This is a genomic window from Mesorhizobium sp. USDA 3734 (genome assembly GCF_056279665.1).
Genome location: NZ_JBWCCW010000001.1, coordinates 4,510,226 through 4,535,760, shown reverse-complemented (window position 1 = coordinate 4,535,760; position 25,535 = coordinate 4,510,226). Strand labels below are relative to the sequence as shown.

The window sequence follows — 25,535 nt, the reverse complement described above, 5'->3', positions numbered from 1 at the left end:
TCGGGGCCCTCACCGACAGTCAAACGGGGAAATAGCGCCGGATCTGCTGCCGTCTCAGATAGGCTTTCCGGAATGCACCATGAGCCTGTTGGAATGGGTCCACCCGGTTGAACACCCAGCCGATCGATGGGCCGCCGGTGAACCGTAGACGCTCGACAACCTGGGACAGAGCCTCTTGCGTTGTGCTGTCGCACGCAGCCACGACCACCACAGTGTCCACAGAGGCAGCAATCCTGACTGCGTCCTCCAGAACGAGCATAGGCGGTGCGTCGATGATCACCACGTCGTACTCGAGCCGGAACGCTTCCAGCAATTTGGCAAGCTGGCTGGAGTTGAGGAATTCCGGCGAAGTCTGGTCGTCGGCCGCCGGCGCCATCACATCGAGCTGCGGAATTTCAGACAGCGTCTGAACGATTTCCGCCAGACGGCAATCCCCACGCAAATAGTCATCGAGTGTTTTGCTGGCGGAGCCAAGCCCCATGGAGGTGTGGAGGTTGCGGGTTCGCAGATCCAGATCGATCAGCGCAGTCAAGGCGCCGTCCATTCCAGCGGCCATGGCAAGGCCCATGGCTGTCGTTGTCTTGCCTTCCTGGGGCAGGCCGGAGGTGACCAGAACAACATGTTTGCCCCGCCCGCCGTTCATCCTGGTGCAGGCACTGTAAAGCGATCGGAAAGCGTCGGAAAAAGCCGACCGTGGTTTTGACAACAGGGTTTCGAGAGGGGGCAGGGCGGGGCGCAGGAACTTCCGGGGCAATCGCGGGATCGACGCCAGCAGGGGGGCACGGATCAGCTTCGATGCCCGTCGCAAATCGCGTATCCGAACATCCATGCTTTCAAGTGTCAGCACTAGAATCAAAGCCAGGACCAGCGATGCGGCGAAACCGCCCGCAAGCATCAAACGAAGCTTGGGAAAGGAAGGGCTGGTCGGGATCTCCGCCATGGAGACGGTTCGCACGCCGGGCTCGACCGCTTCCGAAAACGGATCGAGACTGCCAAGTTTACCGGACACGAGGTCGTAGAGCTTCTGCTCAGTCGTCAGATTGTTGTTCAGTTCACGAAGCTTGGCCTCAGCCAGGCTCCGTTGCCGCAGTTCCTCGTTGGAAGCCTCCAAGGTCCTGGTGAGTTGGTCCACCCGGCCCTCGTCAACGCGCACGTCATTTTCCAGAATTGCAATCGTTCGCAGCATCTCTTGAGAAATCATCGCACGGACGGCAGCCACTTTTGCATCGGCCTCTTGGACCAGAGGGTGATTTCGACCGTAGTTGCCGGCCAGTTGCGCGCGATCCCTCATCGCCGTCGCTTCGTCGTTGCGCAGGGAGGTCAGGAAGTCCGATGAGAGGAGAGGATCGACGTCGGCGCCCGCGTCGCCGGTCTTGGCCGCCAGCTTGACCTGGGCGAGGCGCGCCTGCGCTTGCGTGTATTCACCTCTGGCGGTGCTGAGTTGTTCGTTAGCCTGCTGGATCGAGGCGCGCAGCAGATCATCGCGCGGATCGCTGGATACGCCATGTTCTCTCGCATATTTGGCGATCTGGCCTTCTATCGCAGCAATCCGCGACGCAAGCTCGGTCGACTGCTGTCTCAAAAAGCCGACGGCGTCCTTGATGTCCTGCCGCTTGTTGTCACGAGACCATTCCACGAACAGTCTGGCCGTTGCGTTGGCTATCCCGGCCGCGGTTGCTGCGTCGTCGTTGAAGAACGAGATCGTCATCGCCGCGCTTTCGCCGGAGCGATCGACTGACAGGCTTGCCAGATACGACGAAATCGCTCGATCCTGTTGAACATTCTGGGGCGGCAGAGACGCATCCTGTGCATTGGCGCCGGCGACCAGCGCCAAGATCTTTTGCGGTATCGAGAGGATTGAAGTTCCACCTGCAACTGCTGGCGGCAGGTAGGTGTTGAAGTCCGGATCCTTGATGAGGTCGAGCCTGTCGACGACCAGGCTGGCAAACACGCGAGAGGTGATCAAATCCGCCTCGGTGTCCATCCGCGACTTGTCAGGCTGCTGGTTCGGCTGCGCCTGCGTAGTGTCGAGAGGATTGGGGTCGTCGGTTTCGACAACGATCATGGAACGAGCCGTATATGTCTTGGGAAGCTCCACTGAGGCGATGAGTGCCAATGCGGTGCCAGCAATGACGATCGCAACGATCAAGAGGAGGCGTCTACGGAAAAGACTGTAAAGTTCGCGCGCGCCGAAAGTCCGTTCTTCCACGGGCTCGAGCGGCTCTTGAAGGAATGGTCCCAGCCGGTTCCATACGCTGTTTTCGTCTACCAAGCTCACCGATCGCGCCCCTGAGGTTTGTTCGTCGTTCTCACCGGTCTTCAAGCCAGTTCGAAACCCAATCCAAGCGACAGGTTTTTAGCACGGTTGCACGGACGCCAGCGCGCTCAAGAGGCTTAGTCGCAGCAACGGGAATTATCCGAAAGGATAGCGTCAGTGGCCGGGGGCCTATCTTGGCAGATGCACCGAACTGCATGTCCATGATGGCGGTGAAAAGAACTCAAGTAGGTTTCAGGAGTGACGATGAATCACGCCGGAGTCCCTCGCGGGTATTGGGCAAAGCCCGACCGCAGGCCGGCTGCAGCGTCGTTGCCAAGGGCGACCGAAAAGATCGGGCTCTGGTTGGCTGCGGCCTCCGTCTTCCTGACGCCCTGCAACATCCTTCGCGTCGACACATTCTACTTCACCGCCAGCGATGCCTTCGCTCTGGCGGCGGTTTTGGCAATGGTGCTGGGGAAATCCTTTTCGCCAGCCCCCTTGGGGGCCGGGACGCTTCTGTGGAACGTCGGGGTGGCACTCCTTTGTGGCATGCTGCTGCTCAGCAGCCTGATCCATGGTGATCCGCAGCGAGGGTTCATCATTTCTGCACAATATCTTTATGCCTACTTTCTCCTGGCCTTCATGCTGGCATCGAGGCCCTGGAGCGAAACGGTTCTCCTCATAAAGGCGCTTATCTGCTCGATCGGCTTGATGTGCCTGCATGGCATACTGGTCATCGACATCCTCAAGCAACAAGGCACAAACCTGACCAGCGGCAATGGCCGTTTTATCGGCTGGGTCGAACGTGAAAACGAGTGCGCGACGCTGATTGCACTGGCGGTTCCCCTGCTGTTGTGGCTGGTCGCTTCGGGGTGCGCGCGGCCTCGCTGGGCCTGGATCGGAGTGCCGCTCTTTGCGTATGGTATTGTTCTGACGGGCTCCAACACGGGCCTGATTGGCCTTGTCTTCGCGCTCACCGTCTTCGTTGTCATGACAGGCTCGTGGCGTCGTATCATCATGTTGACCGTGTCGTCGCTCGCCACGTTCTTTATCATCGTTACATGGGGCCGCGACTTCCTGCCACCCATCTTCCAGCGCCGTGTGCTGAACGCGTTGCAGAATGGCGACATTGATGAGGCTGGTACGTTTGCTGACCGTATGCGGCTTATCCATGAGGCCATCGGCAAAGCGGACAGCAGTTCGCTGCTTGGCATCGGTGCTGACCAGTATCGACATTTCAGCGAGTTGCATGCTCCGGTCCACAACGTCTATCTTTTGATATGGGTCGAGGCAGGGCTGCCTGGGTTGATCGGCTTTCTGCTCCTGCTGGTAGCCGGCATAGTCATTGGCATGCTCGCTGCCCGGCTCCGCGAAGGAAGAGTATCCGCCATTTGTACGCTGGCGACGGTCCTCCTCTTCGCGGCGTTGGCCAATGCGCTGCCGCATCTTTACAGTCGTTTTTTTGTTGTGCCTCTCATGCTTGGGATAGCGCCCAGTGTTGCGATCTTGCGCGAGGGTCCAGTTCCAAGAACGGTCGCACGCTTCCTTCGCGGCGCCCGCTCCCAGCGGGGGCGTTTGCGGTCGCTCCAACGCAGACCGATCTAGGCACACCACCTGGCATGCCCCCTCGGCGGCCGGAAGACCCATGGCAAGAGCGTGTGCGGAACCTACTTCCCCGATCCCGATTCTGACGTTTCCGAGGAGATAAAGCGAGCGAGAGCGAACACGCCGTCGACAAAGTCCTTTCCCTCGACAAACCGGCCCTCGACCCAGCGTCCCTGGGCGTCCTGACTGTTGATGAGTTGACCCACCTTCGAACTCAGTTCGCCGATGCTCAACTCATCCGCGGCACTGATCCACAGCTGCTGATGGGCAACCGACAAGCCGCGCCTGGCGAGTTCCAGCCGACCGAACACTGGCTCGATTTCGGCCCCAGTTTTCATGCCGTAGTGTTTCAGGAGGTTCTTGTCGTCGAAGGTCACCTGGCCGTCATCATCAATGTAAAGCGGCCGGTTGGTGTTGAGTTCATAAAAACGTGCCCATCGACCGTCGGGCAGGCGCGCCGCCTGCAACCACGTGGCCGCGGACACCGCCGCGTCAAGCAACCGCGCATCCTTGTTTTGTTCGTTCAACTCGATCAGGTAGTCGATATTGCCAGCGGTTTCGCGCGAGACGACGGCTGGCGGCTCGAACTTGCGACCCCATACCGGCTGCATGGAACGATCATAACCCTGAGCCCAGCCCTGTTGTGGCGCGGGCAGCTGAGCCGCAAGGAGAAAATCACCGACCTTCTCCGCCGCCTTGAGATATGCGGGATCACCATACGTGCGGTACGCATTGAGAAAAAGGCGACCCATATCGCGAGGAAGATTGTCATTGACGATGAAGTAGGGCGGACGATCAGGCTTCTGCCATTCGTGCGACCAACTGGCCGGAATACTTGCCTTGGCGGCTATCTCTACATCCGCACCTGGTGCTGCTCCCTTGAAGAAGACTGGAAAAGCCCCATTTCGGTACTGCACCCGCATCAATCGGTGAAGCGCCTTGTCGATGCAGGGCCGGACATCCGGATCCGAACCGCCGCTCGCCCGGTCGAACCACATCAGGAAATTCAGCACGCTCTGTGTGTTGTTGTCGTCGAGTACAGTCTCGTTGCGATATGGATTGTCCTTGATATCGTGACAGGCGTCCCCGCCCACCTTCAGTACGCGGTAGCACCATGTCGCCGCCTTTTGCGGGTCGGTCTCGATCTTGTAAAACCATCCGCCGGACTCCAGCTGCGTCCTGACCAGGGCCGTTGCCACAAGCTGGGCGGACTGAAGCCATTGCTTGTCGCCGGTAACCTCGAAAATGCGCAGGAAGGCAGCTCCGACCGCAGGCGTGCCGGGCGGCTGCACCCAGCCGATGCTTGCCGGCACGGCTCCGCCTTCGCCCACCCTCTTTTGGCCATCAAGCGAATATTTCCATACATAGGTTCCTGCCACACCGAGGTGATCACGGAAGTAGGCACCCGCGCGCTCGATCGCGCCTCGTGCCTCGACCACGGTCGGTTGAGATCCGCCGGCCAGTGCAGTGCCGCACGACAGCGCTACAAACAGAGCCGGGGCAAGATGTTTTAGCACCGCAGCGCCCCCACCGGCATCAAGCGGCCGCCTCGCGTGGAGGCGTGGTCGCCTTGGCCGAACCGACTATCACATGAGGCACGAATGGCGCTGACGTGGCCGAAGGCCTTGCTTCTTCTCTGCGGTAACTGGGGAGCAGTTCGGCAACAAGGCTTAGCACACCCCCAGTGTCGCCAGCTCTCGCCAGGCGGCGCAATTGCGAAAATGCCTTGCGAAGCGTGTCAAGCGGCACCGGATTGGGCACGGCACCCAAGACCCCGGAAATCGGGACGTCGACACGTCTTTCTCTTTCGTCGAAAAGTTCCTCGAACAGCTTTTCTCCAGGCCGGCATCCCACAATCTTGATCTTGATGTCTTCATCTGGCCGAAACCCCGCGAGCTTGATCATGCGGCGCGCCATGTCGATGATCTTGATTGGCGCTCCCATGTCGAGAACGAAGATTTCGCCCTGTCCTAGTCTTTTCTCCAGACCATGGGCCGATGCCTGCAAGGTGAGCTCAACCGCCTCCCTTATCGTCATGAAGAAGCGCTTCATCTCCATATCGGTTACGGTCAGCGGACCGCCATGGGCGAGTTGGCGCTTGAACAGCGGGATCAGCGACCCACTTGAACCCAGGACATTGCCGAAACGAACAGTCATGAAGCGGGAAGGGGTGTCGCTGGCGACAAAAGCGAGGTCCAGGGACTGGCAATAGAGTTCGGCCAGGCGCTTGGTGGCGCCCATGACGTTGGTCGTGTTCACAACTTTGTCCGTGGATATCTGAACCATTGCCTTTGCACCGCAAAGGCGCGCCGCCTCTGCGACGTTCATTGTCCCGATGACATTGGTAAGAATGCCCTCACAGGGATTCAGTTCGACCATCGGCACATGTTTGAGCGCCGCCGCATGGAAGACCAGGTCGACACCATGCCGTTGGAAGATCTCGCCCAGGCGAACAGGGTCGCGCACGTCACAGATATATGGCTTCCGGCGCACATTCGGAAATTTCTCCGCCAACTCCAGATCGATGGCGTATAAATTGTATTCGCTGTTATCGATCAGGATCACTTCGGCCGGACCAAGCGCGGCAATCTGCTGTGTAAGTTCGCCGCCGATGGAGCCGCCGGCGCCGGTCACAACGATGCGACTGTTTCCGATCATTCGCGACAACGCACCCTTATCAAGCACCGCCTGCGGCCTTTCCAGCAGGTCGGTGAGTTCGATCGGGCGCAATTCAAAGCGACTCTCGTGTTTGGGATTGCGCAGTTCCAGGACGGGGGCAGGGCGAGAGACAGCGATGCCCAGACGTTCGGCCCGGTCGATCAGCGCTTCGAGCGCTGGGTCAACGAGACCAGGTACTCGTTCAGTGAAGATCACGTGCCGGGGCTTGATGCCGCGACCCTCCAGGTCGTTAATCACCGCGTCGAAATCAGCGATGTCGCCCAAGATCGGCACGCCACGCAGAAAATAGCCCTCGGTGGCCGCACCTTTTTCCAGCAGGCCGACCGGCCAATGGCGTGCATCCGGGTCCCGCTGCAGCGCGCGAATATAAAGATCAGCCGCATCGCCTGCACCGATCAGCAGGACAGGGACCATGTCGCGTCCATTCTTTGCCCTGCTCGCGGCCGGGCCAAAGCGGCTCACTTCAAGGAGCTTGGAACGGATTCGAACTGAGATGAGCAGCGGCACGAGCAACAGAACCTCGATCGCCATCACCGAGCGCGGAATCGAATCGAGCCGTGTCGCCACAAACATCACAAACACGAAGGCGAGCGATGCGACTATTACCGCGCGAACGATACCGAGCATGTCGCCGACGGATGCATATCGCCAGTTGCGGGTGTAGAGACATGTCACCGGGAAGACCACGGCGCATGTGAGCAGGAAACAGGGGAGTGCGAAAAGCAGCGAATGATAGCTTTCCGGACTGGTGACATCTCCGTCAAGGCCCAGTCGCATGAATGAAGCAAACGACAGGGCCGCGAGCGCCATCGCCAGATCGAAGACGTAGAGATGAAGATTCTTGCCAACGGCCTTGGCGCGCCCGATCACCCGTCGACGCAAGTACGACAGAACATGAACAATTGTGCGCGGTTTGCTGACAAGACGGCCGAGAGCGATTGCAGTGGCCATTAAAAGGGATTGGCCTCCGAGTGGACCGACTGCCGCAAATGGCTGATCTAACTGGCTCATCCTAGGACCCTCGACAAAGCTTAGCCGCCGCGCTCCAAGAGGGCGCGTCAAGATACGCGGCTGTTTGAACTCGTAGACATAAATCCATGCCTGCCAGTCCCTGTTCAATGAAGAACAGGTTGGCCTGCAATTGTTCGGACCTGAGGCTACGATGTTATGGTTGCCATGGAGCACTTTGCCCGCTTTTGACGCAACACATGCTTTTGTGCATGGAATACCTATCAGAACCGCAAACGGGACTTTGCCGAGTTAATCCAAAGAGGTACTTCCGCCAGTCTGGACCAGCCAGCCGGACAGGTCCCGCTGCACCAGTGTGCCAAGTTGCTCGACATCGGTTGCATAAAAATCAACGAGCTGGGATCGCAGCTTTGCGGTGAAGGGTGGATAAGCAATCCTTCCAGCCAGGGCACCCCGTGCTGCCCCGAAGAGCGAACTGTTCCGGAAGGGGCGAACAAGGGGTTTCAATGGTCTCATCATCTTGCGCAGTTGCGGCCCAACCATAGCTTCGCTGCGGTCCTTCACCTTCTTGGCCACAGGCAAAGCAAATTCGCTCGCGGGGAGGTCTAAAAACTCCCTAACCCTGCTCAACTGCTCGAGGGGCCTTGCGACCGTTTCCTCGAAAAACAGGACAAGCAGCCGATCCTTTGGATAGAGATCCAAATAGGCCTGCAACTGTGCGCAGTAGAGGCCGCCGGCGAGAAAACGCCCGGGTCTATCCCTGCGCACGTCAAGGTAAGAGTCTATGTCGCGGTCCACTTCGCCGCGGCGGAAGAGCATGCAGTAGTCCGAGTATGCACGTTCGACCGGATTGCGAAGCTGCACGATCAATCTGACATGAGGGAGCAGTCGGTGAACCCGTTGTGGTGCCGACGGCGTATCCAGGTAGGAGTTCGATTTTTCGCCGACGAGCTGTCCAGGACGGGTTTTGTCAAACTGGCGGAAGTACCAGTCGTCGCCACGATCGTAGTGGCGACTGAAGTAGTGCAACTCCGGGTCCGGCATGCTGACAGCCGGATCGGCCTGCAGCGACTGCTGCAGCCAGGTCGTGGCACATTTTGCGGCGCCGATAATTAGGAAGTCGATATCCTCTGCCTGCACTGTCGAACCCTCTTCGATCACTTTTCACCTATCGTACTGCACGCCAACCTGGCCGTTGCCGGGACGCTGAGGGCTTCCCAGTACACTTCCATGACCCTTTCGACGTGTTGCTGCGTGCCATAGGAAAAGCAGGCTTGCTGCCTGGCTGCCTGGCTGATGCGTGCCCACAGTGGCGGGTCCGAGAGCAACCGCCGCAGCGGCTCCATGAAAGCTTTGGTGTCTTCCGGAGCGACCAGAAACCCTGTCCGCCCATTCTCTATGGCCTCAGGGTTTCCGCCATGATCGGTCGCAACCACCGGCGTACCAAGAAACATCGCTTCGATCAGCGTTCTTCCAAAAGGCTCCCCTATCGCGGGAACGACCAGAACATCCGTTGCCGCCAGGAACGGCTCGATAGGGCTACGAAAACCCATGAAACGCACGGCTTTATCCAGCCCGCGCTCGACGCAAAGCGTGCGAGCGGCCGATTCAAGATCAGGCCAACCTGCCGGCGAGTTGCCGAACACGCAACCGACGATCGGGATTTGCGGATGCTCGCGTAGGAAACGTTCAATGATGCTGATGAAGAGAAGTGGCCGCTTTCGTTCGATCAGACCGCCGATGAAACTGAGGACGCGTGTGCCTGGTGCGAGGCCGAGCTCTTTCAGAAGCGTGGCTTTGGCCGCGGCCCTGTCAGGAACGACCGATGGGTGATCGAAGGGACTATGGATAACGCTGAGGCGCCCATTGAAGGATCGGATCGGATGCTTCGGGCGCGAGAATCGCGACACTGTCACCATGCGATCCGCAATTAACGGCCCAAGAATATTGGCACCCTTTGCATCGGGATCGCCGCGATGATGCCAAACCAGTCGGGCGCCCGCAAACCGTGCCGCAATGCCCCAGTTGATATGCGTTCTCCCATCATTGGTATGAATGATGTCGAACCTCTGCTCTCTGATAAAACGGCTCAACTGCGGTAGCGTGCTGGTCAAATAGGTGGCGACACCGCCCAAGGTTGTTCCTTTCGCGGGCAATGTAGTCAAAGGAGGTAAGCCCATGAAGGGTTGGCTCTCCCGTGTCAGAAACGCTGCGAGCGGCCCCATGGTTTCTTGCAGCACCAAAACCGGAATGACCCTTGAGGTGTCGAGATTCTGGACGAGCTTAAGTGCCGAGATGTGGCTTCCGCCGACATCGTCACCAACAAATGGAAAGCAAACCCGTATCGGCTCTCGGCCAGTCCCATCACTCATCGCCCACTACCCGGTTGCGTTTCCAAGATAGCTGCCGCGGTCGAGATAGCTGACGATCAGTTCCGCAGCCTGCTCGGCGCTCAGATCTGGAGTGATCGTGATGTGAGGAGCCTCGGGGCGCTCATAGGGACTGCCAATGCCAGTGAAATTCTGGATCAGCCCGTTTCGGGCGCGCTGATAAAGACCCTTCGGGTCACGATCTTCCGCCACCTCCAGCGGCGTATCGACAAAGATCTCGATAAACTGCCCTTCGGCAAAGAGGTCGCGCGCCATCCGGCGTTCCGCCCGGAATGGTGAAATGAAAGAGGCCAGCGCAATCAACCCCGCATCGACCATCAGCCTGGCGGCCTCAGCCACACGACGAATGTTCTCGACGCGATCAGCGTCAGTAAAGCCGAGGTCCCTGTTCAGGCCGTGGCGAACATTATCGCCATCCAGAAGATATGTGTGCTTGCCGATTGCGTGAAGGCGCTTCTCCACGAGATTTGCGATCGTCGACTTGCCGGCACCTGAGAGGCCCGTGAACCACAGCACCGCCGGCTGTTGGCCTTTGGCGATCGCTCGCGCGTTCATGTCCACGTCCAGCGCCTGCCAGTGAATGTTGCTTGCCCTGCGCAGACTGAAGTCGATCATGCCGGCACCAACCGTGTGATTGGTCATTCGGTCGATGATGATGAACGCACCAGTTTCATGCACCCGGGAGTAGGGATCGAAAGCAAGCGGCGCCTGTGTCATCAGATTGATGAAGCCGACCTCATTCTTTTCAAGAGTTTTCGTGGCGAGCTTTGCAAAATTATTGATATCCAGCCTGTGTTTTATCTGCGTGATGCTTGCACCAACGACGCTGGTGGCAAGCTTGATCAGATAGGGGCGGCCGGGGATCAATGGCTCGTCATGCATCCAGAGCACATGCGCCGCAAACTGGTCGGAGACTTCCGGTCGCTCGGCCGCGGCTGCCAGAACATCGCCGCGGGAGACGTCAATCTCGTCTTCGAGCGTCAGCGTGATCGCCTCGCCGGCACCTGCCTCTGGCAGGTCTCCATCAGAGGTGACAATTCGCTTCACCAAGGTTGTGACGCCTGAGCGCGCCACCGCCACGCGGTCTCCTGGTCTCACCACCCCGGCTGCGATTGTGCCGGCAAATCCGCGAAAATCGAGATTGGGACGATTGACCCATTGCACCGGCATGCGGAACGGGGCCTCACGGCGGTCACTCTCCACCTCGATAGACTCCAGATACTCGATGAGTGTCGGGCCTTGATACCAGGGGAGTTTCGCGCTTCTGGAACGCACATTGTCGCCATACCGGGCAGACAAGGGGATGGCCTGCAACGAAGCGAAGCCGAGCGGTTCCGCAAAACTTCGATAGGACGCCTCGATCTGATCGAACACGGCTTGCGAATAGCCAATCAGGTCGATCTTGTTGATCGCAAGAACGACATGCCGGATTCCGAGCAGGGAAACGATGAAGGAATGCCGGCGGGTCTGAGTGAGGATTCCCTGCCGTGCATCGACAAGAATGACCGCGAGGTCGGCGTTGGATGCGCCGGTGGCCATGTTGCGGGTGTATTGCTCATGGCCGGGTGTGTCGGCGACGATGAACTTGCGCTGCTCGGTGGCGAAGAAGCGATAGGCCACATCGATCGTAATGCCTTGTTCGCGCTCACTGGCGAGGCCGTCGACCAGAAGCGCGAAGTCGAGATCGTCGCCAGTCGTGCCGTGTCGCCGTGAATCAACCGCAAGGGCCGCGAGTTGATCTTCCATCAGCAGCTGGGTGTCGTAAAGCAACCTGCCGATCAGTGTCGACTTGCCGTCGTCCACACTGCCGCAAGTGAGAAACCGCAACAGGCTTTTCCGCTCATGGGCATGAAGGTACTGCGAAGTGGTCTCGCGCTCCAAGGAAGCTTCGAGGTCCGCGGTTTGAGCAGAACCCAGCATCAGAAGTACCCCTCACGCTTTTTCTTTTCCATTGACGCCGCCTCGTCATGATCAATCAGGCGGCCCGATCGCTCGGAAGTCCGAGTGGCAAGCATTTCCTGGAGCACTTCGGGAAGAGTCGCGGCCGTGCTTTCGGTGGCCGCGGTCAGTGGATAGCAACCAAGAGTGCGAAAGCGGACCGAACGCATTTCGGGCACTTCACCCGGGCGTAGCGGCAGACGATCGTCGTCCACCATGATCCACTGTCCGTCGCGCTCCACCACCGGGCGCTCTGCGGCAAAGTAGAGCGACACGATGGGGATTTTCTCCCTCATGATGTATTGCCAGATGTCGGTTTCGGTCCAATTCGAGAGCGGGAAGACGCGAACGGATTCTCCGGGCTTCAGCCGGCCATTATAGAGGTTCCACAACTCCGGACGCTGGTTCTTCGGATCCCAGCCATGGTTCTCCGTGCGAAGCGAAAAGACCCGCTCTTTCGCGCGGCTTTTTTCTTCATCGCGCCGCGCCCCGCCAAAAGCGGCATCGAAGCCAAACGAGGATAGTGCCGATTTCAACGCCTCCGTCTTCATGATCTGCGTGTAGATCGATGAGCTGTGCGTAAACGGTGTGATGCCCTCGGCAAGACCGGCTTCGTTGCGACGCACCAGCAGATTCAAACCAAGCCGCGCAACGGTTTCATCGCGGAAGCGGATCATCTCCTTGAACTTCCAGGTGGTATCGATGTGGAGCAGGGGAAACGGCAGTGGCGATGGATGGAAGGCCTTCATCGCGAGATGCAACATCACCGCCGAGTCCTTGCCCACGGAATACAGCATCACAGGGTTACGCAATTCGGCTGCCACTTCTCGAATGATATGGATTGATTCAGCCTCGAGCCGCTGCAGATGAGTAAGGGACGGCGATGAGGGACCGGGACGTCGCGGCGCTATGGGCACGGTGGCTAGGGCTTGGGGTGCAAGGGTCATCTAAATTGCCTTTGAGGGGGAAAGACTTGCCTGATCGAGGCAGTCCACTGGCCGTGTCTGCCTGTCGGGCTGGGTGGTCTTCAACGCTTGTTTCAATGAAAACGCCAAGCCTGCGGTCCACAATATGCCCAGCACGATGTGGGCGATGTTGCCGCCCATCGCGCCGATCCGCGGGATGAGCAGAAGTGCCGTCACGTGGAAGGCGGCTGTCGCAACGACAACAATTCGCAACACCTCGCGTTGTTTTCCCATGGCCAGCAGTGCGGAGCGGGCAGCGGAGCCCGAAAGCACGAACGCGACCGCCACCATCTGCACGATCACGAGGTTGGCCGCGCCGAGAAAATCAGGCCCTGCGGTCCAGTTGAGCAGCGGCCGAACGAACGCTGCGACAATCAATATGCAAAGGATGCCAAAGCCGAGCAGCATGGCTTCGGCTTGAAAGATCGCCCGTTTGAATTTTCTGACGCTTCCCTGCGCCCAAAGGCGGGCCACATCAGGATAGAGGACATTCTGCACCTGGGGACCGACCTGCTGGCCGACGCGTCCTATGCGCTTGGCGATTTGGTACAAGCCCGCTGAAGCCGGGTCGGCGAGCAATCCGACCAGCAGCGTATCGAGTTCCTGCGCACTCACGCGCAATGTAAGCGAGATGTTTGAAGACCAGGCGAAATTCCAGATGCCCGGGAAGCGGCTTGTGATTCCGGCCAGAGGCGCGCGCAGGATATTTCGGACGCCCTGTCTGTGCAGCGCCCGCATCGTCAACGTCAAGAGTGTCAGCGACCCGAGTATCTGCGTTCCTGCCCAAACCGCGGTGAAATAGGCCAGATCAGCGTTAAGCAGCACCCCGAGAAGGCACAGCAATACCCGCAAAACCGCATTGAGCAGCTGCCCGTAGGCGAGGAGGCGGAAGTTGCCGGCCATGCGCTGCACCGCGACCGGGACGCCTGAGATCTGGAACAGCAGGACGCTGGAATACAGAACAAGAAGTTGCACGATCTCCACGGACCAACCGAAAAATGGCGCGACGAGAAGTGCTGCGCCCATGGCGACGATCCAGGCGCCAACGGCGGCGCCAACATCGATAAGCAGGCCAAATTTCATGAGCATGCGCAGCGCGTCGCGGTCCGAGGACGCGTTCAGGCCCGCCGCATATTTGATAATTGGCTGCCAGGACTGGAAACTGACAACGCGCTCGACGACCCGCGTGAACGCGATGATCAATGCAAGCTGGCCATAGTTCGCCACGCCAAGGGCTCGCGCCGAAAGCGCGAAGGCCACAAGCCCGAGCAATGAACCGAGGAAATTGCCAGTCACAAGGTGCGCGATGTTGGCCAGGCGCGTGCGGCCAGCGCTCCTGCGTTTGAGGGCCTCGATCACACGTCTGGTCAGTCCTCTGGTCATCGCAATCGTTGCCAAGCTCACCCCACACTCCGTCGTTGCGGAGCAACACAAATCCTGAATTCACGCCAGAGCACTGCTGACGGCGTTCATCATCGGCGGAAAAGAAGAACCTGCCACAACCAAGTTTGGCTCTGTTGCAACCTCAATCAGTCAAGATCTGATCAGTGCTACGACTGATGGCCTAGCCCATTAGCGGTAAGGAGTTCACGTGCCGGGTCTGGCCACGCATCTGCCTTCGATAGCTTCTGTCACCGGCGCTGAGCGCACGATGCACCACAGAGCTGAACTCGATGGCAGGCCTTTAATTGTAACGCGAGAAACGGGTTCCGCCGCGGCAAAGCAACTCCTTGGCAGCCGGGGTCAACCACTCCGAGCAGGTCCGCTCGATCAGTTCAATTTGCGTGTCACTGAGATAGTCGGCAAAGCCACCGACCTTCCCACGACGCATGCGACGGCTTTCCGCATCCCCTCGATCGTATGAATGCGCCGGCAGGCCCCCCGCCACCTCATGTTCGCGCATCGCTTCAAAACGAGAAGCTTCGATAGCCCCCTCGAGGTCTGGCACAGATGGGGCATGCCCCAGAAATCGCAAAATACGCGAGGACGTGCCGACCGGGTCGTCGGTCAGTTCTTCATAGCTCAAGACTTCATGCCGGTGATGCGTCAGGCCTTTCGCCCAGCTGTTCAGGTGCATGATAAGGGCTGGCAGGCCTTGATGATAATCGTAGATGAACGCATCCATATCGCCTTCGAAGCGATGCTTGTGGCGTGTTGCGTGGAAGTACGCCGACACGACCACGTCGCGCGGATCGCGAACCATGAAAATGACCGGCCGGTGCAAGAACAGCATTTGTCGGTAGCCAAGGTGCGAAACGAGGATAAGCGGCACCTGAGGGCGCTGTTCCGCGTAACGAAAAGCAGGAATCCCGCGTTCGGGATCAAGGTCGAAGTTTGGAAGAACACCGAACATGCGGAAGAGATCGACATTTCCATCGTGAGCCGTCCGGCTGAAGTAATCCGCCAGGATATGCCTGAACCAGGTTCGCCCCGACTTCGGATAGGAAACCAGGAACGCATCTGCCCCGGAGGCAGCCCAGGTCATCTTGATGCGTGTTTCCACTTTGCGCAAAGCGCGATGGGTGGTCAGCATGGGATGGGTGGTCAGCATGGCAAAAGCTCTTCATTGTCGCGTGCCGCCAGGGCGGCATGAATGACTTGGTCCCAGTTATGCATCACATATTGGGGCGTGAACCTGGCAGCACTCACCCCTGCGGCCGCGCCCAGTCTCTTGCGGAGTTTTTCATCGCCAAGCAGTCGTCGCAGGCCCGCCGCGAGCGCATCGACATTTCCGTCTTCGACCAGAAGTCCGTCCTTCTCGTCATCGACCATCTCCCGAGGTCCCCACTGACAGTCGAAGGATATGACGGGCAGGCCGGCCGCCATGGCCTCCAGCAGCACAATGCCCCAACCTTCGTAGCGGGACGAAAGTACAAAGGCGTCGGCGGTCTCCACCCAGATGCCGGGCTGGCTGGTTATCCCCGGCATTTCAACGCAACCGTGCAGGCCCAGGCGATCCCGCTCGGCCTCCAACTCGGCACGATCGGGACCCTCGCCCCAGATGACCAACTTCCATTCGGGGAAATCGCGGCGGACACTGGCGAATGCCCTTAGCAGAAGGTCGAAACCTTTCTGCGGGACCAGCCTGCCGACAGCCACAAGTACGTTGCCGCCCCGGCACGGTCTGCCTGTTGCGGGAAGATCGACTGCGGGAAGATCGACCGGGTTGGGGATAACCCAGCTTCGCCTGCGCATGGCAGGGCTGAAGTAGTTCAGCGCTCCGTTGGTCATGGTGACCAATCCGAAGGCGGATGGATAAAGCTTGGCCCGAAGAAACCGCCAGATCGGGCCTACGTCCTGCAGAGCAGGATTGTTGCGCTCCGAAACCACAACGTTGAGGCCGAGCCCTCGACTTGCCGCCAGCGACATCACGTTCGTACGCGTGAGAAAGCTCAGGGTCACATCCGGAGCCAATATCTTGAGCGTTCGACGCAGAAGAAGTATCCGACGCACGCCTGCAACAATTGCCCTTGTTCTGGACCTTTTCACCTGCGGCAATCCCAATCGCACGATCCTGACCGCGGGATCGAAATGGTAGTAGGGCGGGGGCCCCGGTGCCTCGAATGTGACCAGAGTCACCAGCCAGCCTCTTGCAGCCCACTGGTTGGCGAGGACATTGACGACATGTTCGGTGCCACCGGCGCCCAGTCCAGGCAGCACGATCAACACATGCGGCCGGCGCGAGTCGGCGCGCGGATGTTCAGCCGCAACGGCATCACGATCCAAAAGTGCCAAGCCGACGCCATCCATCGACCGTTCCAATCCCACAGCCCCGATCCACTAACTATCCAGCTTTCTGCCGCTCGGAAGAACTGCACATTTGGGATGCATCGAAGACGATCGATTACCTCTAAAGGTGGACTTGGGCGTAGAATTGAACCGAACAATAGAAAAGGTCAGCGTCTCGCTGTCGCTTGCGGCACCTAAGCTGGAGTTCGAATTGATGCGCATAGCCTTTGTCGGTGCGGTGGAAGGATCCCGGGTTGCTTTCGACGCTCTCGTCGAAGCGGGCATGACCCCGTCGCTGCTTGTCACCCTTGCGGCCGACGCCTCCACACGCCATTCCGATTTTGTCGATTTGTCGGGTCCGGCGCGCGCCGCGGGAGCCTCGGTCCATCTGACCAAGAACATCAACGCGCCTGATACAGTCGCCTGGCTCGAACAAGGTCGCCCCGATTTGACGCTGGTGATCGGTTGGTCGCAGATCTGCCGAGTCGAATTTCGTTCGGTCGCCCGCCTTGGGTCGGTGGGCTTCCATCCGGCACCATTGCCGCGCTTTCGAGGCAGGGGGGTGATCCCTTGGACGATCATCGCGAACGAAAAGGAAACTGGATCGACATTCTTTCGGCTTGATGAAGGCGTCGACAGTGGCCCGGTTGTCCTGCAGAAGCTTTTTGCCGTGGCGCAGGACGAGACCGCGCGTTCGCTGTACGAAAAGCACAAGCAGGCCCTGCGGGAAATGACACCCCTCGTTGTGTCAGCGATCGCCCGCGACAACGGCGTCGGCGTTGCGCAGGACGACTCTCTCGCCAGCTACTGCGCCAAGCGCTCGGCGGATGACGGATCGATAGACTGGACGCAGCCGGCTGAGACCATTCTTCGTTTTGTCCGCGCTGTCGGCGATCCCTATCCAGGTGCCTTCACTGTAGGCGAGGGCAGCAAAATCGTCGTCGACAAGGCACGTATGTTTGCGGAACGAGGGCGCTACATAGGGCTGACCGGCCAGGTCCAGGCGCATACTGACAGCGGTTTTGCCGTGCTTTGCGGCGACGGAGCGACCATTGAGGTTACATCCTGGCGCGGCGCCAGGCCCAAGGTACACGCCAAGCTGGTGTCGGCCTGAGAGAGGGCCATGCTGGCCCGCTCTGTTCCATGGTCCGCTTGGAAGGTATCTGCCGCTTCAGCTGTTTATTTGGCCGTATTTGAACGAAGGAATGCTCAGGCGGCGATTGTCGGCCGCGATGAGGGTCGTTCTTGCAGATACCAGCGTACGAAGGCAGCCACCCCGTCCTGGATGCTGGTCTCGGGGCGAAAGCCTGTAAGGGTCTCCAGGAGACGTGGATCAGCATAAGTCGCCGGCATGTCGCCTGATTGCATCGGCAAGATCTTGCGGATGGCACGTTTGCCGAGGCAATTCTCGATTGTCTCGATGAAAGACAACAGCTCCACCGGCTGGCCGACGCCTATATTGACCACACGCCAGGGCGCCACGGGTGACAGCGTATCGACGACACCTGTGCCAGACACCGGCCGGCCGGCCACGGGCACGCATCCGATGAGCCGAACAATGGCTTCAACAAGATCATCGACATAGGTGAAATCGCGTTTCATCAAGCCTTCGCCATAGACTTCAATTGGACGCTCGTTCTGGATGGCGTCGACGAACTTGAAGAGCGCCATGTCGGGTCGGCCCCAGGGGCCATACACGGTGAAGAACCGGAAGGATGTCGTTGGAATCTGGAAAAGATGCGAATACGAGTGTGACATCGCCTCTGCCGCCTTCTTGGTGGCCGCGTAGAACGTTAGTGGCCAATCGGCCTTGTCGGTCTCAACGAACGGGATTGTTTCATTCGCGCCGTAGACCGAGCTGGTGGAAGCAAGCAGCAGATGTCCTGGCTTCAGGTCACGGGCAAGTTCAAGGACGTTGAAGGAACCGACCAGATTGCTGTCGGTGTAGCTTCGCGGATTGTCGATCGAGTACCGCACGCCGGCCTGCGCGGCCAGATGGACAATCACATCGGGCATGGCCGAGTCTGCCGCCCGCCGGAGCGCGTCCATGTTTTCGAGCTGTCCGATGTGGAAGCGAAAGGTGTCGTATCGCTGAAGCAAGGCATTTCGGGATTGCTTCAAGGCAACGTCGTAGTACGGCGTCATGCCGTCGAAGCCGGTCACGGAGTGACCGTCGTCCAGCAACCGGCGCGCCAGATGAAATCCGATAAATCCGGCGGTTCCGGTGATGAAATACCTCATTCGGCGGCCGCTGCGAAAGCAGATCTCTCCGCTGTCACGCCTTCGCCGATGTTCACGTACTCAAAACCATGCTTGCAGACCTCTTCGCGCCTGTAGATGTTACGAAGGTCGACTACAACCTGCTTCGACATGCAGCGCGACAGCCGTTCAAAATCGAGAGCGCGAAACTGGTTCCACTCGGTGACAATCACCAAGGCATCGGCGCCCTTGGCGCATTCGTACACGCCACTCGCATAGTCGACGCTGGCGCCAAGCATGAGCTTGGCCTGGTCCATCCCTTCAGGGTCGTACACCCGGACAAACGCCCCAAAATCGATCAAAGCCTGGATGATCGAGAGGGAAGGCGCGTCACGGACATCATCCGTGTTGGGTTTGAATGTGAGACCCAGTACGGCTATCGTTTTTGCTCGCACATTGCCGCCGCAGGCGAGCACGATCCTGCGGGCCATGGTGCGTTTTCGCTGGTCGTTCACGGCGACTGTCGTTTCGACCAGCCTTAGCGGCGCGCCGCTGTCTTGCGCCGTCTTGACGAGAGCCAGCGTATCCTTCGGAAAACAGGATCCCCCATAGCCTGGGCCCGCATGCAGGAATTTCGAGCCGATGCGGTTGTCCAGCCCGATGCCTCGCGCCACCTCCTGCACGTTCGCACCTACGTTCTCGCAAAGATCCGCAATCTCGTTGATGAATGTGATCTTGAGCGCCAGGAAGGCATTGGCCGCGTACTTTATCAGTTCTGACGTGCGACGCCCGGTGAACATGATCGGCGCTTGGTTGAGATAGAGTGGCCGGTAGACTTCCGCCATCACTTCGCGGCTGCGTTCATCCGAAGGTAGACCGATAACGATCCTGTCGGGACGTTTGAAGTCGTCGATGGCTGCCCCTTCGCGAAGGAATTCCGGGTTCGATACAACGGCTACATCTGCCGCCGGGTTGCAGCTGCGAATAATCCGTTCGACTTCATCTCCGGTCCCAACTGGCACCGTGGATTTGACACAGACCACCGTGAAACCGCGAACCGCAGCCGCGATTTCCCGCGCCGCCTCGTAGATATAGGATAGGTCGGCATGACCGTCGCCTCGCCTTGAGGGCGTTCCTACAGCAATGAACACCACATCCGCGTCTGCGACTGCTGGCCCAAGCTCGGTGCTGAAGGCGAGCTGCCCTGTCGCGGAGTTCTTGCAGACAAGGTCTTCGAGACCTGGCTCGTAAATCGGCATTCTTCCAGCTTGAAGATCGACAATTTTTGCCTCTGCCTTGTCGATGCAGACGACTTTGTGACCAAAGTCAGCCAAGCATGCCCCAGACACCAGACCGACGTAACCTGAGCCAACAACCGCAATGCGCATGATCTCGCCACTCTGATGATGATTTTGTGCGATTAAGCCAGCAGCGATCGAGAAATTGGAGCGCGAAATCGGACATGGCATTACCTCTTCCGAGACCCGCCGCGTTCTGAAAACCTCAGCCGGCGCCATTTAACTACTCTAAATGTTGATAGCCTTCCCACGGGATTAGACCCGAGCGATACCTCCTTGCCAAAACGCCGGCGAAGGATCGGTTGCCTTCGGCGCCCGTTGGCAAACGCTATTGGAATGGGTTCACTGTCGTCCGTTTCCGTCCAGTGCCTTTACGAGAGTGCATTGAGACGAGCGGAACTTCGCGGTTGATGCAGCGGCAAGCGCTTGGTCTATGGCTGCTTTCCGGCTCAAGCCATTGTGCAGGAACATCTGCCCTTTCCTTCGAAACAGACCTCGCTGCTCGCAAAAGACAGCAGCTGACCACCCTGGGCCGCTCCGATCGACGGAATTGGACACGTACGAACAATCGTCGGGCCGAGACGACTTCTTCTGGCATCCCGCCAAAGCCTTTTTGGCTGCTTCTACCCCAGAGCGATGTCCCCAAACCGCAATCCAGGTCCCGTCTATTGATCCGGAGATCGCTTCCCAAGCGTGTTTGCCAGGATCAAACCGCATCAACTGATCGAACTCTTTCTTCGTCAATTCTCCGGTCTGCGGCCGCTTCGTTTGTCGTTGCCAGGCTCTTAAAGCGTCCAATGTCCGCTGACCAATCTTGCCATCCGGAATGCGAGTCAGGAAATTACTCTCGAATAGCCTCGCCTGGGCTTGATAAATTTCTGTTTGACTCAACTGGGACTGCGCAGCGGAGTGTTCCGAAACCATCATTAGGGCCAAGCACAGAGCGCCGACCTTGGCACGGTGACTTTCCATCGCTCTCTCCGCTTTGGCTGTATTGGTTGTAGCTGTCCCCTCATTTCCGGTGGTCACAATGGAGACCTGCCGTCAGGCGCGGCTCAGGCAACGAAATCAAAGCGCGTAATTGGGCGCCCGGTTTGTCTTCGAACCACGACCTGCGGCGATAGCTGGTTTTGCGAAGAGGAAAGCTCCATCCTGGGAGAACAGATCCGCCGGCATCATTTGGAATTCGCGCTGCGAATGCGGTACATCCAATTCCCTATCGACGATACGCCAGAGGTTGTCGAAGAACGACCCGTCGGCAAGCCGTACACTTCCCCCCTTTAGCGGCTTCGTAGAACAGAAAACTGTTGCGGGATTGGCCCACATGTCGGCAATCGCCACGTCGTAGTAACCAGGATGGGCGGCGTTGGGCTTGATGATGGCAAAGGGCGTGTTCTTTTCAGGCCAGCCTATCCGTCCCACTGTCAGGCATTCGCCTGGCTCGGGCAATCTTGCCTTCACCAGATAGGCCAGTGCCGCATCAATGCCCCCAATTTGCGAAACGACGTGTGCCGTCAATCCCGCGCGGGCCAGGTGCATCAATTCTTGAGCCTGTCGCTCATAGATATCAGCCAATGTCAGGAAAGCCAGCCATTGCTGATGTGGGCAGTCATTCTTGGCCTGACAGAGAAGCCGCCCCGCCTCCAAGGCGGATTCGATCCTCCTCTTATCCGCTTCTGCGAACGCTTCGCGCGCCGGACGGATGTGTTCGGCCAGTTTCATCAGCTCTTTTGAAATGGTCTCCATTTCGTCTACTCCCCGATCGATATCCAGCCAGCATCTTATTGTTACGTTGGTTTGGTCCTACGCAGAACTCCTCCAAGGGTATTGCACGAGATGCTATTGAGACTCATCACACCTATTCTGTTGGGGATGGCTCTACTTTCGGCTGCATCTGCCTGTTGGCTTTCACGCTGACATTCGACAGCGGAGCGCCGCATATCGAGCATGGTGAGGTCCACGGCAGGACATTTCTCGGGACATAGCACATGCATGTGCATGCACTTTGTTCCAGCGGCGGAGTATGAGCCGATTGAAAATAAGGCGACCTCATCATTTCGGGGAGGGTGCTTACCCGACCTGATCCAATGCCCGCCCTCTAAGTGGTAGCTTTACGACCGTGTAATTCCCGAGTGGCGACGAAGGACGAAATTCCACTGAGCGAATAGACGTAGTGGGTGGGATCGTTCAACCAACTTGCGCACTCAGACCTCTTTGCCTCATAGCGGAGGCAAGCTTGGTTGAGTGGGAGGGACTCCCCTGAACGCGATGACCGCAACATTCGCGACCACAGCACCCGCGCAGGCTGGGTGGCGGTTCAGACAGCCGAGTGTCATTCCGGGTTTCGGATTGACGCTCGGCTTCTCGCTTGCCTACCTCACCCTTATCATCCTCATCCCGCTGTCGGGGCTGATCTGGCGCTCGGCCGCCTTGGGCTGGCCCGAGTTCTGGTCGATCGCAACCGACCGTCGCACCGTCAACGCGCTTGAAATCAGCTTCGGCACCGCCTTCATCGCGGCCGCCGTCAACGTCGTCTTCGGCACGCTGGTCGCCTGGGTGCTGGTGCGTTACCGCTTTCCCGGCCGCCGCATCGTCGATGCCATGGTCGACCTGCCCTTCGCGCTGCCGACGGCGGTGGCCGGCATTGCGCTGACCACGCTCTATGCGCCGAACGGCTGGATCGGAAAATTGCTGATGCCGCTTGGCATCAAGGTCGCCTACACGCCGCTCGGCATCGTCATCGCGCTGATCTTCATCGGCCTGCCCTTCGTCGTGCGCACCGTGCAGCCGATCATGGAGGAGATCGACAAGGAGGTGGAGGAAGCCGCCGCCACGCTTGGCGCCAGCCGCTTCCAGATCATCACCCGCATCCTGTTTCCGGGCCTGGCGCCGGCCATCACCACCGGCTTTTCGCTGGCCTTTGCGCGCGGCGTCGGCGAATACGGCTCGGTCATCTTCATTGCCGGCAATTTGCCCTACAAATCCGAGATCGCGCCGCTTCTGATCGTCATCCGGCTGGAGGAGTACAATTATCCGGCCGCGACCGCGATCGCGGCGATCATGCTGTTCTTGTCGTTCCTGATGCTTTTGATCGTCAATCTCGCACAGTCATGGAGCCGCAAGCGCTATGGCTGATCCCGAGATCAAATCCTACGCACCGCATCACGAGAGCCGCTCGGCGGCGGTGACCGAGAGCCGGCCGGCGCAGGCCGTGCTGATGGCCATCGTCTTCGCTTTCCTTGGCATCTTCCTGCTGCTGCCGCTGATCATCGTCTTCCACGAAGCGCTGGCAAAAGGCGTCAGTGCCTATACGCAGTCGCTGAGTGATGCCGACACGCGCTCGGCGATCCGGCTGACGCTGCTGGTGGCGGCGATCTCGGTGCCGCTCAACATTGTCTTCGGCATCTCCGCCGCCTGGGCGATCGCCAAGTTCGAGTTCAAGGGCAAGGCCTTCCTGACCACGCTGATCGACCTGCCCTTCTCGGTCTCGCCGGTCATATCGGGCCTCGTCTATGTGCTTTTGTTCGGCGCCCAGGGGCTGCTTGGCGGCTGGCTGAAAGCGCATGGCATCGTCATCCTGTTTGCCGTGCCGGGCATCGTGCTGGCCACCGTCTTCGTCACCTTCCCCTTCGTCGCCCGCGAGTTGATCCCGCTGATGCAGGAACAGGGCAATGGCGACGAGGAGGCAGCGCTCTCGCTTGGCGCCAATGGCTGGCAGACCTTCTGGTTCGTGACCTTGCCCAACGTCAAATGGGGGCTGCTCTACGGCGTGCTTTTGTGCAATGCGCGGGCCATGGGCGAGTTCGGCGCGGTGTCGGTGGTGTCGGGCCACATACGCGGCCTGACCAACACCATGCCGCTGCATGTCGAGATCCTCTACAACGAGTACAACGCCGTCGGCGCCTTCGCCGTCGCTTCATTGCTTGCGGGCCTGGCGCTCGTCACGCTGGTCTTGAAAACACTTCTCGAGATGCGTTACGGCGCCGAGATCGCCGCCGCGCGCGGGCATTAATGCATGTTGCCCAAAAGTGCCTGGCGGTTTTGGGATAACGACATGCATCAAATAAAAAGGTTCTGTCGATGGAAGTTCGCGTTGCCAACGTGCGCAAGGAGTTCGACCGGTTTCCGGCCCTCCACGATGTGTCGCTCGATATCAAGTCGGGCGAGCTGATCGCGTTGCTGGGGCCGTCCGGCTCCGGCAAGACGACGCTGCTCAGGCTGATCGCCGGACTGGAGCGGCCGACGCGGGGAAACATCTTCTTCGGCGACGAGGACGCCTCGCACAAGTCGATCCAGGATCGCAATGTCGGCTTTGTCTTCCAGCATTATGCGCTGTTCCGGCACATGACGGTGGCCGACAATATCGGCTTTGGCCTGAAGGTCCGGCACGGGCCGTCGCGCCCGCCGGCGCAGGAGATCCGCCGCCGCGCCTCCGAGCTTCTCGACCTTGTCCAGCTGTCGGGGCTGGAGAAGCGCTATCCGGCGCAGCTTTCCGGCGGCCAGCGGCAGCGCGTGGCGCTGGCGCGCGCCATGGCCATCGAACCCAAGGTGCTGCTGCTCGACGAGCCGTTCGGCGCGCTTGACGCGCAGGTGCGCCGGGAATTGCGCCGCTGGCTGCGCGAAATCCATGACGCCACCGGCCACACCACCGTCTTCGTCACCCACGACCAGGAAGAGGCGCTGGAGCTTGCCGACCGCGTCGTTGTCATGAGCCAGGGCCGCATCGAGCAGGTCGGCACCGCCGACGACATCTACGACACGCCGAACTCGCCCTTCGTCTACGGCTTCATCGGTGAATCGAGCTCGCTTCCCGTCAAGGTCGAGAATGGCGAGATCTGGCTCGCCGACCGTCCGATCGGGCTTGCCGCGCCCAACGAGCCCTCGGGCGATGCGACGCTCTACTTCCGCCCGCACGATGTCGAATTGCCGGACGACGGCTGCAGCGGCTGCATCGCCGGCACGGTGACCGCCAGCCGCCGCGTCGCCGGCACGCGCCGGGTCGAGCTTGAGATCGGCGGCGAGCGCCGGCGGGTCGAAATCGAACTGCCGGTCGGTCACCCCGCAGCCCAGAAAAGCCGGGTGGCGTTCCGCCCCGGACGCTGGACGCTGTTTCCGGCGTCGCCGATTGCGATCCAGAACCGCAAGCTTGCGCTTGCGAACTGCAAGAAAGGCGTTTCGGAAAAGCCTGAGCGGCTAAAGCCGACCAAACGTGCGGCCTGAATTGAGCCTGTCATTGCGTCGGCTTCAAGCTCGACGCCTCTTCACATCCGGAGCCGGAGCCAGCATCGTGAAGGCACGCCCGATCTCGTGATCGCCTTCAGCCACGACGGTTGCCGAGATCAGGACGTGTTCTTTTTGCAGCAGGACTGAATGGGTCATTGTTCCGGCGGCCATCATTGTCGTCGAATAGCCCACGATGGACCAGCCTGAGGCAAGAAGGCGACTAAGCTTGTCGTCCGGTTGTTGTTCGCCAGCCATACGGTTTCTCCCGCGAGACCGAGAAGTC

Annotated in this window: 20 protein-coding genes; 5 read left to right on the top strand and 15 right to left on the bottom strand. The window is 59.4% G+C overall.

Annotated features, from left to right (window positions below; translation table 11 throughout):
- Positions 1-19 precede the first annotated feature (19 nt).
- Complete coding sequence (locus ACZ89F_RS21995; protein ID WP_476094137.1) at positions 20-2,323, bottom strand: GumC family protein; 2,304 nt, start codon at positions 2,321-2,323, stop codon at positions 20-22.
- Between the two features lie 198 nt (positions 2,324-2,521).
- Here ACZ89F_RS21995 and ACZ89F_RS21990 point away from each other — a divergent pair, with 198 nt between their 5' ends.
- Positions 2,522-3,862, top strand: coding sequence for an O-antigen ligase family protein (locus tag ACZ89F_RS21990; protein WP_476094135.1), 1,341 nt, complete (start codon positions 2,522-2,524; stop codon positions 3,860-3,862).
- Between the two features lie 62 nt (positions 3,863-3,924).
- On the opposite strand, the gene ACZ89F_RS21985 is transcribed toward ACZ89F_RS21990, so the two are convergent.
- The 9 genes from ACZ89F_RS21985 to ACZ89F_RS21945 form a co-directional block, all read right to left on the bottom strand.
- Complete coding sequence (locus tag ACZ89F_RS21985) at positions 3,925-5,379, bottom strand: hypothetical protein (protein WP_476094134.1); 1,455 nt, start codon at positions 5,377-5,379, stop codon at positions 3,925-3,927.
- A gap of 19 nt (positions 5,380-5,398) precedes the next feature.
- Entirely contained in the window at positions 5,399-7,492 is a 2,094-nt protein-coding gene (locus ACZ89F_RS21980; RefSeq protein ID WP_476094132.1) for a polysaccharide biosynthesis protein, read from the bottom strand.
- Positions 7,493-7,801: 309 nt separating this feature from the next.
- Positions 7,802-8,650, bottom strand: a complete 849-nt coding sequence (locus ACZ89F_RS21975) for a sulfotransferase family protein (RefSeq protein ID WP_476097334.1) — start codon at positions 8,648-8,650, stop codon at positions 7,802-7,804.
- Between the two features lie 17 nt (positions 8,651-8,667).
- Complete coding sequence (locus tag ACZ89F_RS21970; protein WP_476094130.1) at positions 8,668-9,882, bottom strand: glycosyltransferase family 4 protein; 1,215 nt, start codon at positions 9,880-9,882, stop codon at positions 8,668-8,670.
- A gap of 6 nt (positions 9,883-9,888) precedes the next feature.
- On the bottom strand, positions 9,889-11,820 hold the full coding sequence (cysN, locus tag ACZ89F_RS21965) for a sulfate adenylyltransferase subunit CysN (protein WP_476094128.1): 1,932 nt from the start codon (positions 11,818-11,820) through the stop codon (positions 9,889-9,891).
- Complete coding sequence (gene cysD, locus ACZ89F_RS21960; protein WP_476094127.1) at positions 11,820-12,785, bottom strand: sulfate adenylyltransferase subunit CysD; 966 nt, start codon at positions 12,783-12,785, stop codon at positions 11,820-11,822. Before cysD ends, cysN begins: the two co-directional genes overlap by 1 nt.
- Complete coding sequence (locus ACZ89F_RS21955) at positions 12,786-14,186, bottom strand: lipopolysaccharide biosynthesis protein (RefSeq protein WP_476097333.1); 1,401 nt, start codon at positions 14,184-14,186, stop codon at positions 12,786-12,788. It lies immediately after the preceding gene.
- 301 nt (positions 14,187-14,487) lie between these two features.
- Positions 14,488-15,354 (bottom strand): sulfotransferase domain-containing protein, encoded by an 867-nt coding sequence (locus ACZ89F_RS21950; protein WP_476094125.1) that lies wholly within the window; start codon positions 15,352-15,354, stop codon positions 14,488-14,490.
- Positions 15,348-16,553: a glycosyltransferase family 4 protein gene (locus ACZ89F_RS21945; protein ID WP_476094124.1), complete on the bottom strand. Its 1,206-nt coding sequence runs from the start codon at positions 16,551-16,553 to the stop codon at positions 15,348-15,350. Before ACZ89F_RS21945 ends, ACZ89F_RS21950 begins: the two co-directional genes overlap by 7 nt.
- 193 nt (positions 16,554-16,746) lie before the next feature.
- Between ACZ89F_RS21945 and ACZ89F_RS21940 the strand changes: the two genes are divergently transcribed.
- On the top strand, positions 16,747-17,646 hold the full coding sequence (locus tag ACZ89F_RS21940) for a formyltransferase family protein (RefSeq protein ID WP_476097332.1): 900 nt from the start codon (positions 16,747-16,749) through the stop codon (positions 17,644-17,646).
- Positions 17,647-17,741: 95 nt separating this feature from the next.
- Here the strand turns inward: ACZ89F_RS21940 and ACZ89F_RS21935 are convergent, their stop codons facing one another.
- The 4 genes from ACZ89F_RS21935 to ACZ89F_RS21920 all read right to left on the bottom strand — a co-directional run bounded on the left by ACZ89F_RS21935 (position 17,742) and on the right by ACZ89F_RS21920 (position 21,775).
- Positions 17,742-18,773, bottom strand: a complete 1,032-nt coding sequence (locus tag ACZ89F_RS21935) for an NAD-dependent epimerase/dehydratase family protein (protein WP_476094123.1) — start codon at positions 18,771-18,773, stop codon at positions 17,742-17,744.
- Positions 18,770-20,119 carry a UDP-glucose dehydrogenase family protein gene (locus ACZ89F_RS21930; protein WP_476097331.1) on the bottom strand — a complete coding sequence of 450 codons (1,350 nt, stop codon included), beginning with the start codon at positions 20,117-20,119 and terminating at the stop codon, positions 18,770-18,772. The genes ACZ89F_RS21935 and ACZ89F_RS21930 overlap by 4 nt, the downstream gene beginning before the upstream one ends.
- A 252-nt stretch (positions 20,120-20,371) precedes the next feature.
- Positions 20,372-21,001, bottom strand: a complete 630-nt coding sequence (locus tag ACZ89F_RS21925) for a peptidoglycan-binding domain-containing protein (RefSeq protein WP_476094121.1) — start codon at positions 20,999-21,001, stop codon at positions 20,372-20,374.
- Positions 21,002-21,097: 96 nt separating this feature from the next.
- The gene (locus tag ACZ89F_RS21920; RefSeq protein ID WP_476094120.1) at positions 21,098-21,775 is read right to left on the bottom strand and encodes a hypothetical protein; all 678 of its coding nucleotides are present in this window, start codon (positions 21,773-21,775) and stop codon (positions 21,098-21,100) included.
- A 522-nt stretch (positions 21,776-22,297) separates the two neighbouring features.
- Between ACZ89F_RS21920 and cysT the strand changes: the two genes are divergently transcribed.
- From cysT to ACZ89F_RS21905, 3 genes are all read left to right on the top strand, one after another.
- Positions 22,298-23,164, top strand: coding sequence for a sulfate ABC transporter permease subunit CysT (cysT, locus tag ACZ89F_RS21915; RefSeq protein ID WP_476094118.1), 867 nt, complete (start codon positions 22,298-22,300; stop codon positions 23,162-23,164).
- A complete protein-coding gene (gene cysW / locus ACZ89F_RS21910; RefSeq protein WP_476091540.1) occupies positions 23,157-24,041 on the top strand; it encodes a sulfate ABC transporter permease subunit CysW in 885 nt (294 codons plus the stop codon). The genes cysT and cysW overlap by 8 nt, the downstream gene beginning before the upstream one ends.
- 68 nt (positions 24,042-24,109) lie before the next feature.
- Positions 24,110-25,249 carry a sulfate/molybdate ABC transporter ATP-binding protein gene (locus ACZ89F_RS21905; RefSeq protein WP_476094117.1) on the top strand — a complete coding sequence of 380 codons (1,140 nt, stop codon included), beginning with the start codon at positions 24,110-24,112 and terminating at the stop codon, positions 25,247-25,249.
- 24 nt (positions 25,250-25,273) lie between these two features.
- On the opposite strand, the gene ACZ89F_RS21900 is transcribed toward ACZ89F_RS21905, so the two are convergent.
- The gene (locus ACZ89F_RS21900) at positions 25,274-25,507 is read right to left on the bottom strand and encodes a hypothetical protein (protein ID WP_476094115.1); all 234 of its coding nucleotides are present in this window, start codon (positions 25,505-25,507) and stop codon (positions 25,274-25,276) included.
- Between the last annotated feature and the right edge of the window lie 28 nt (positions 25,508-25,535).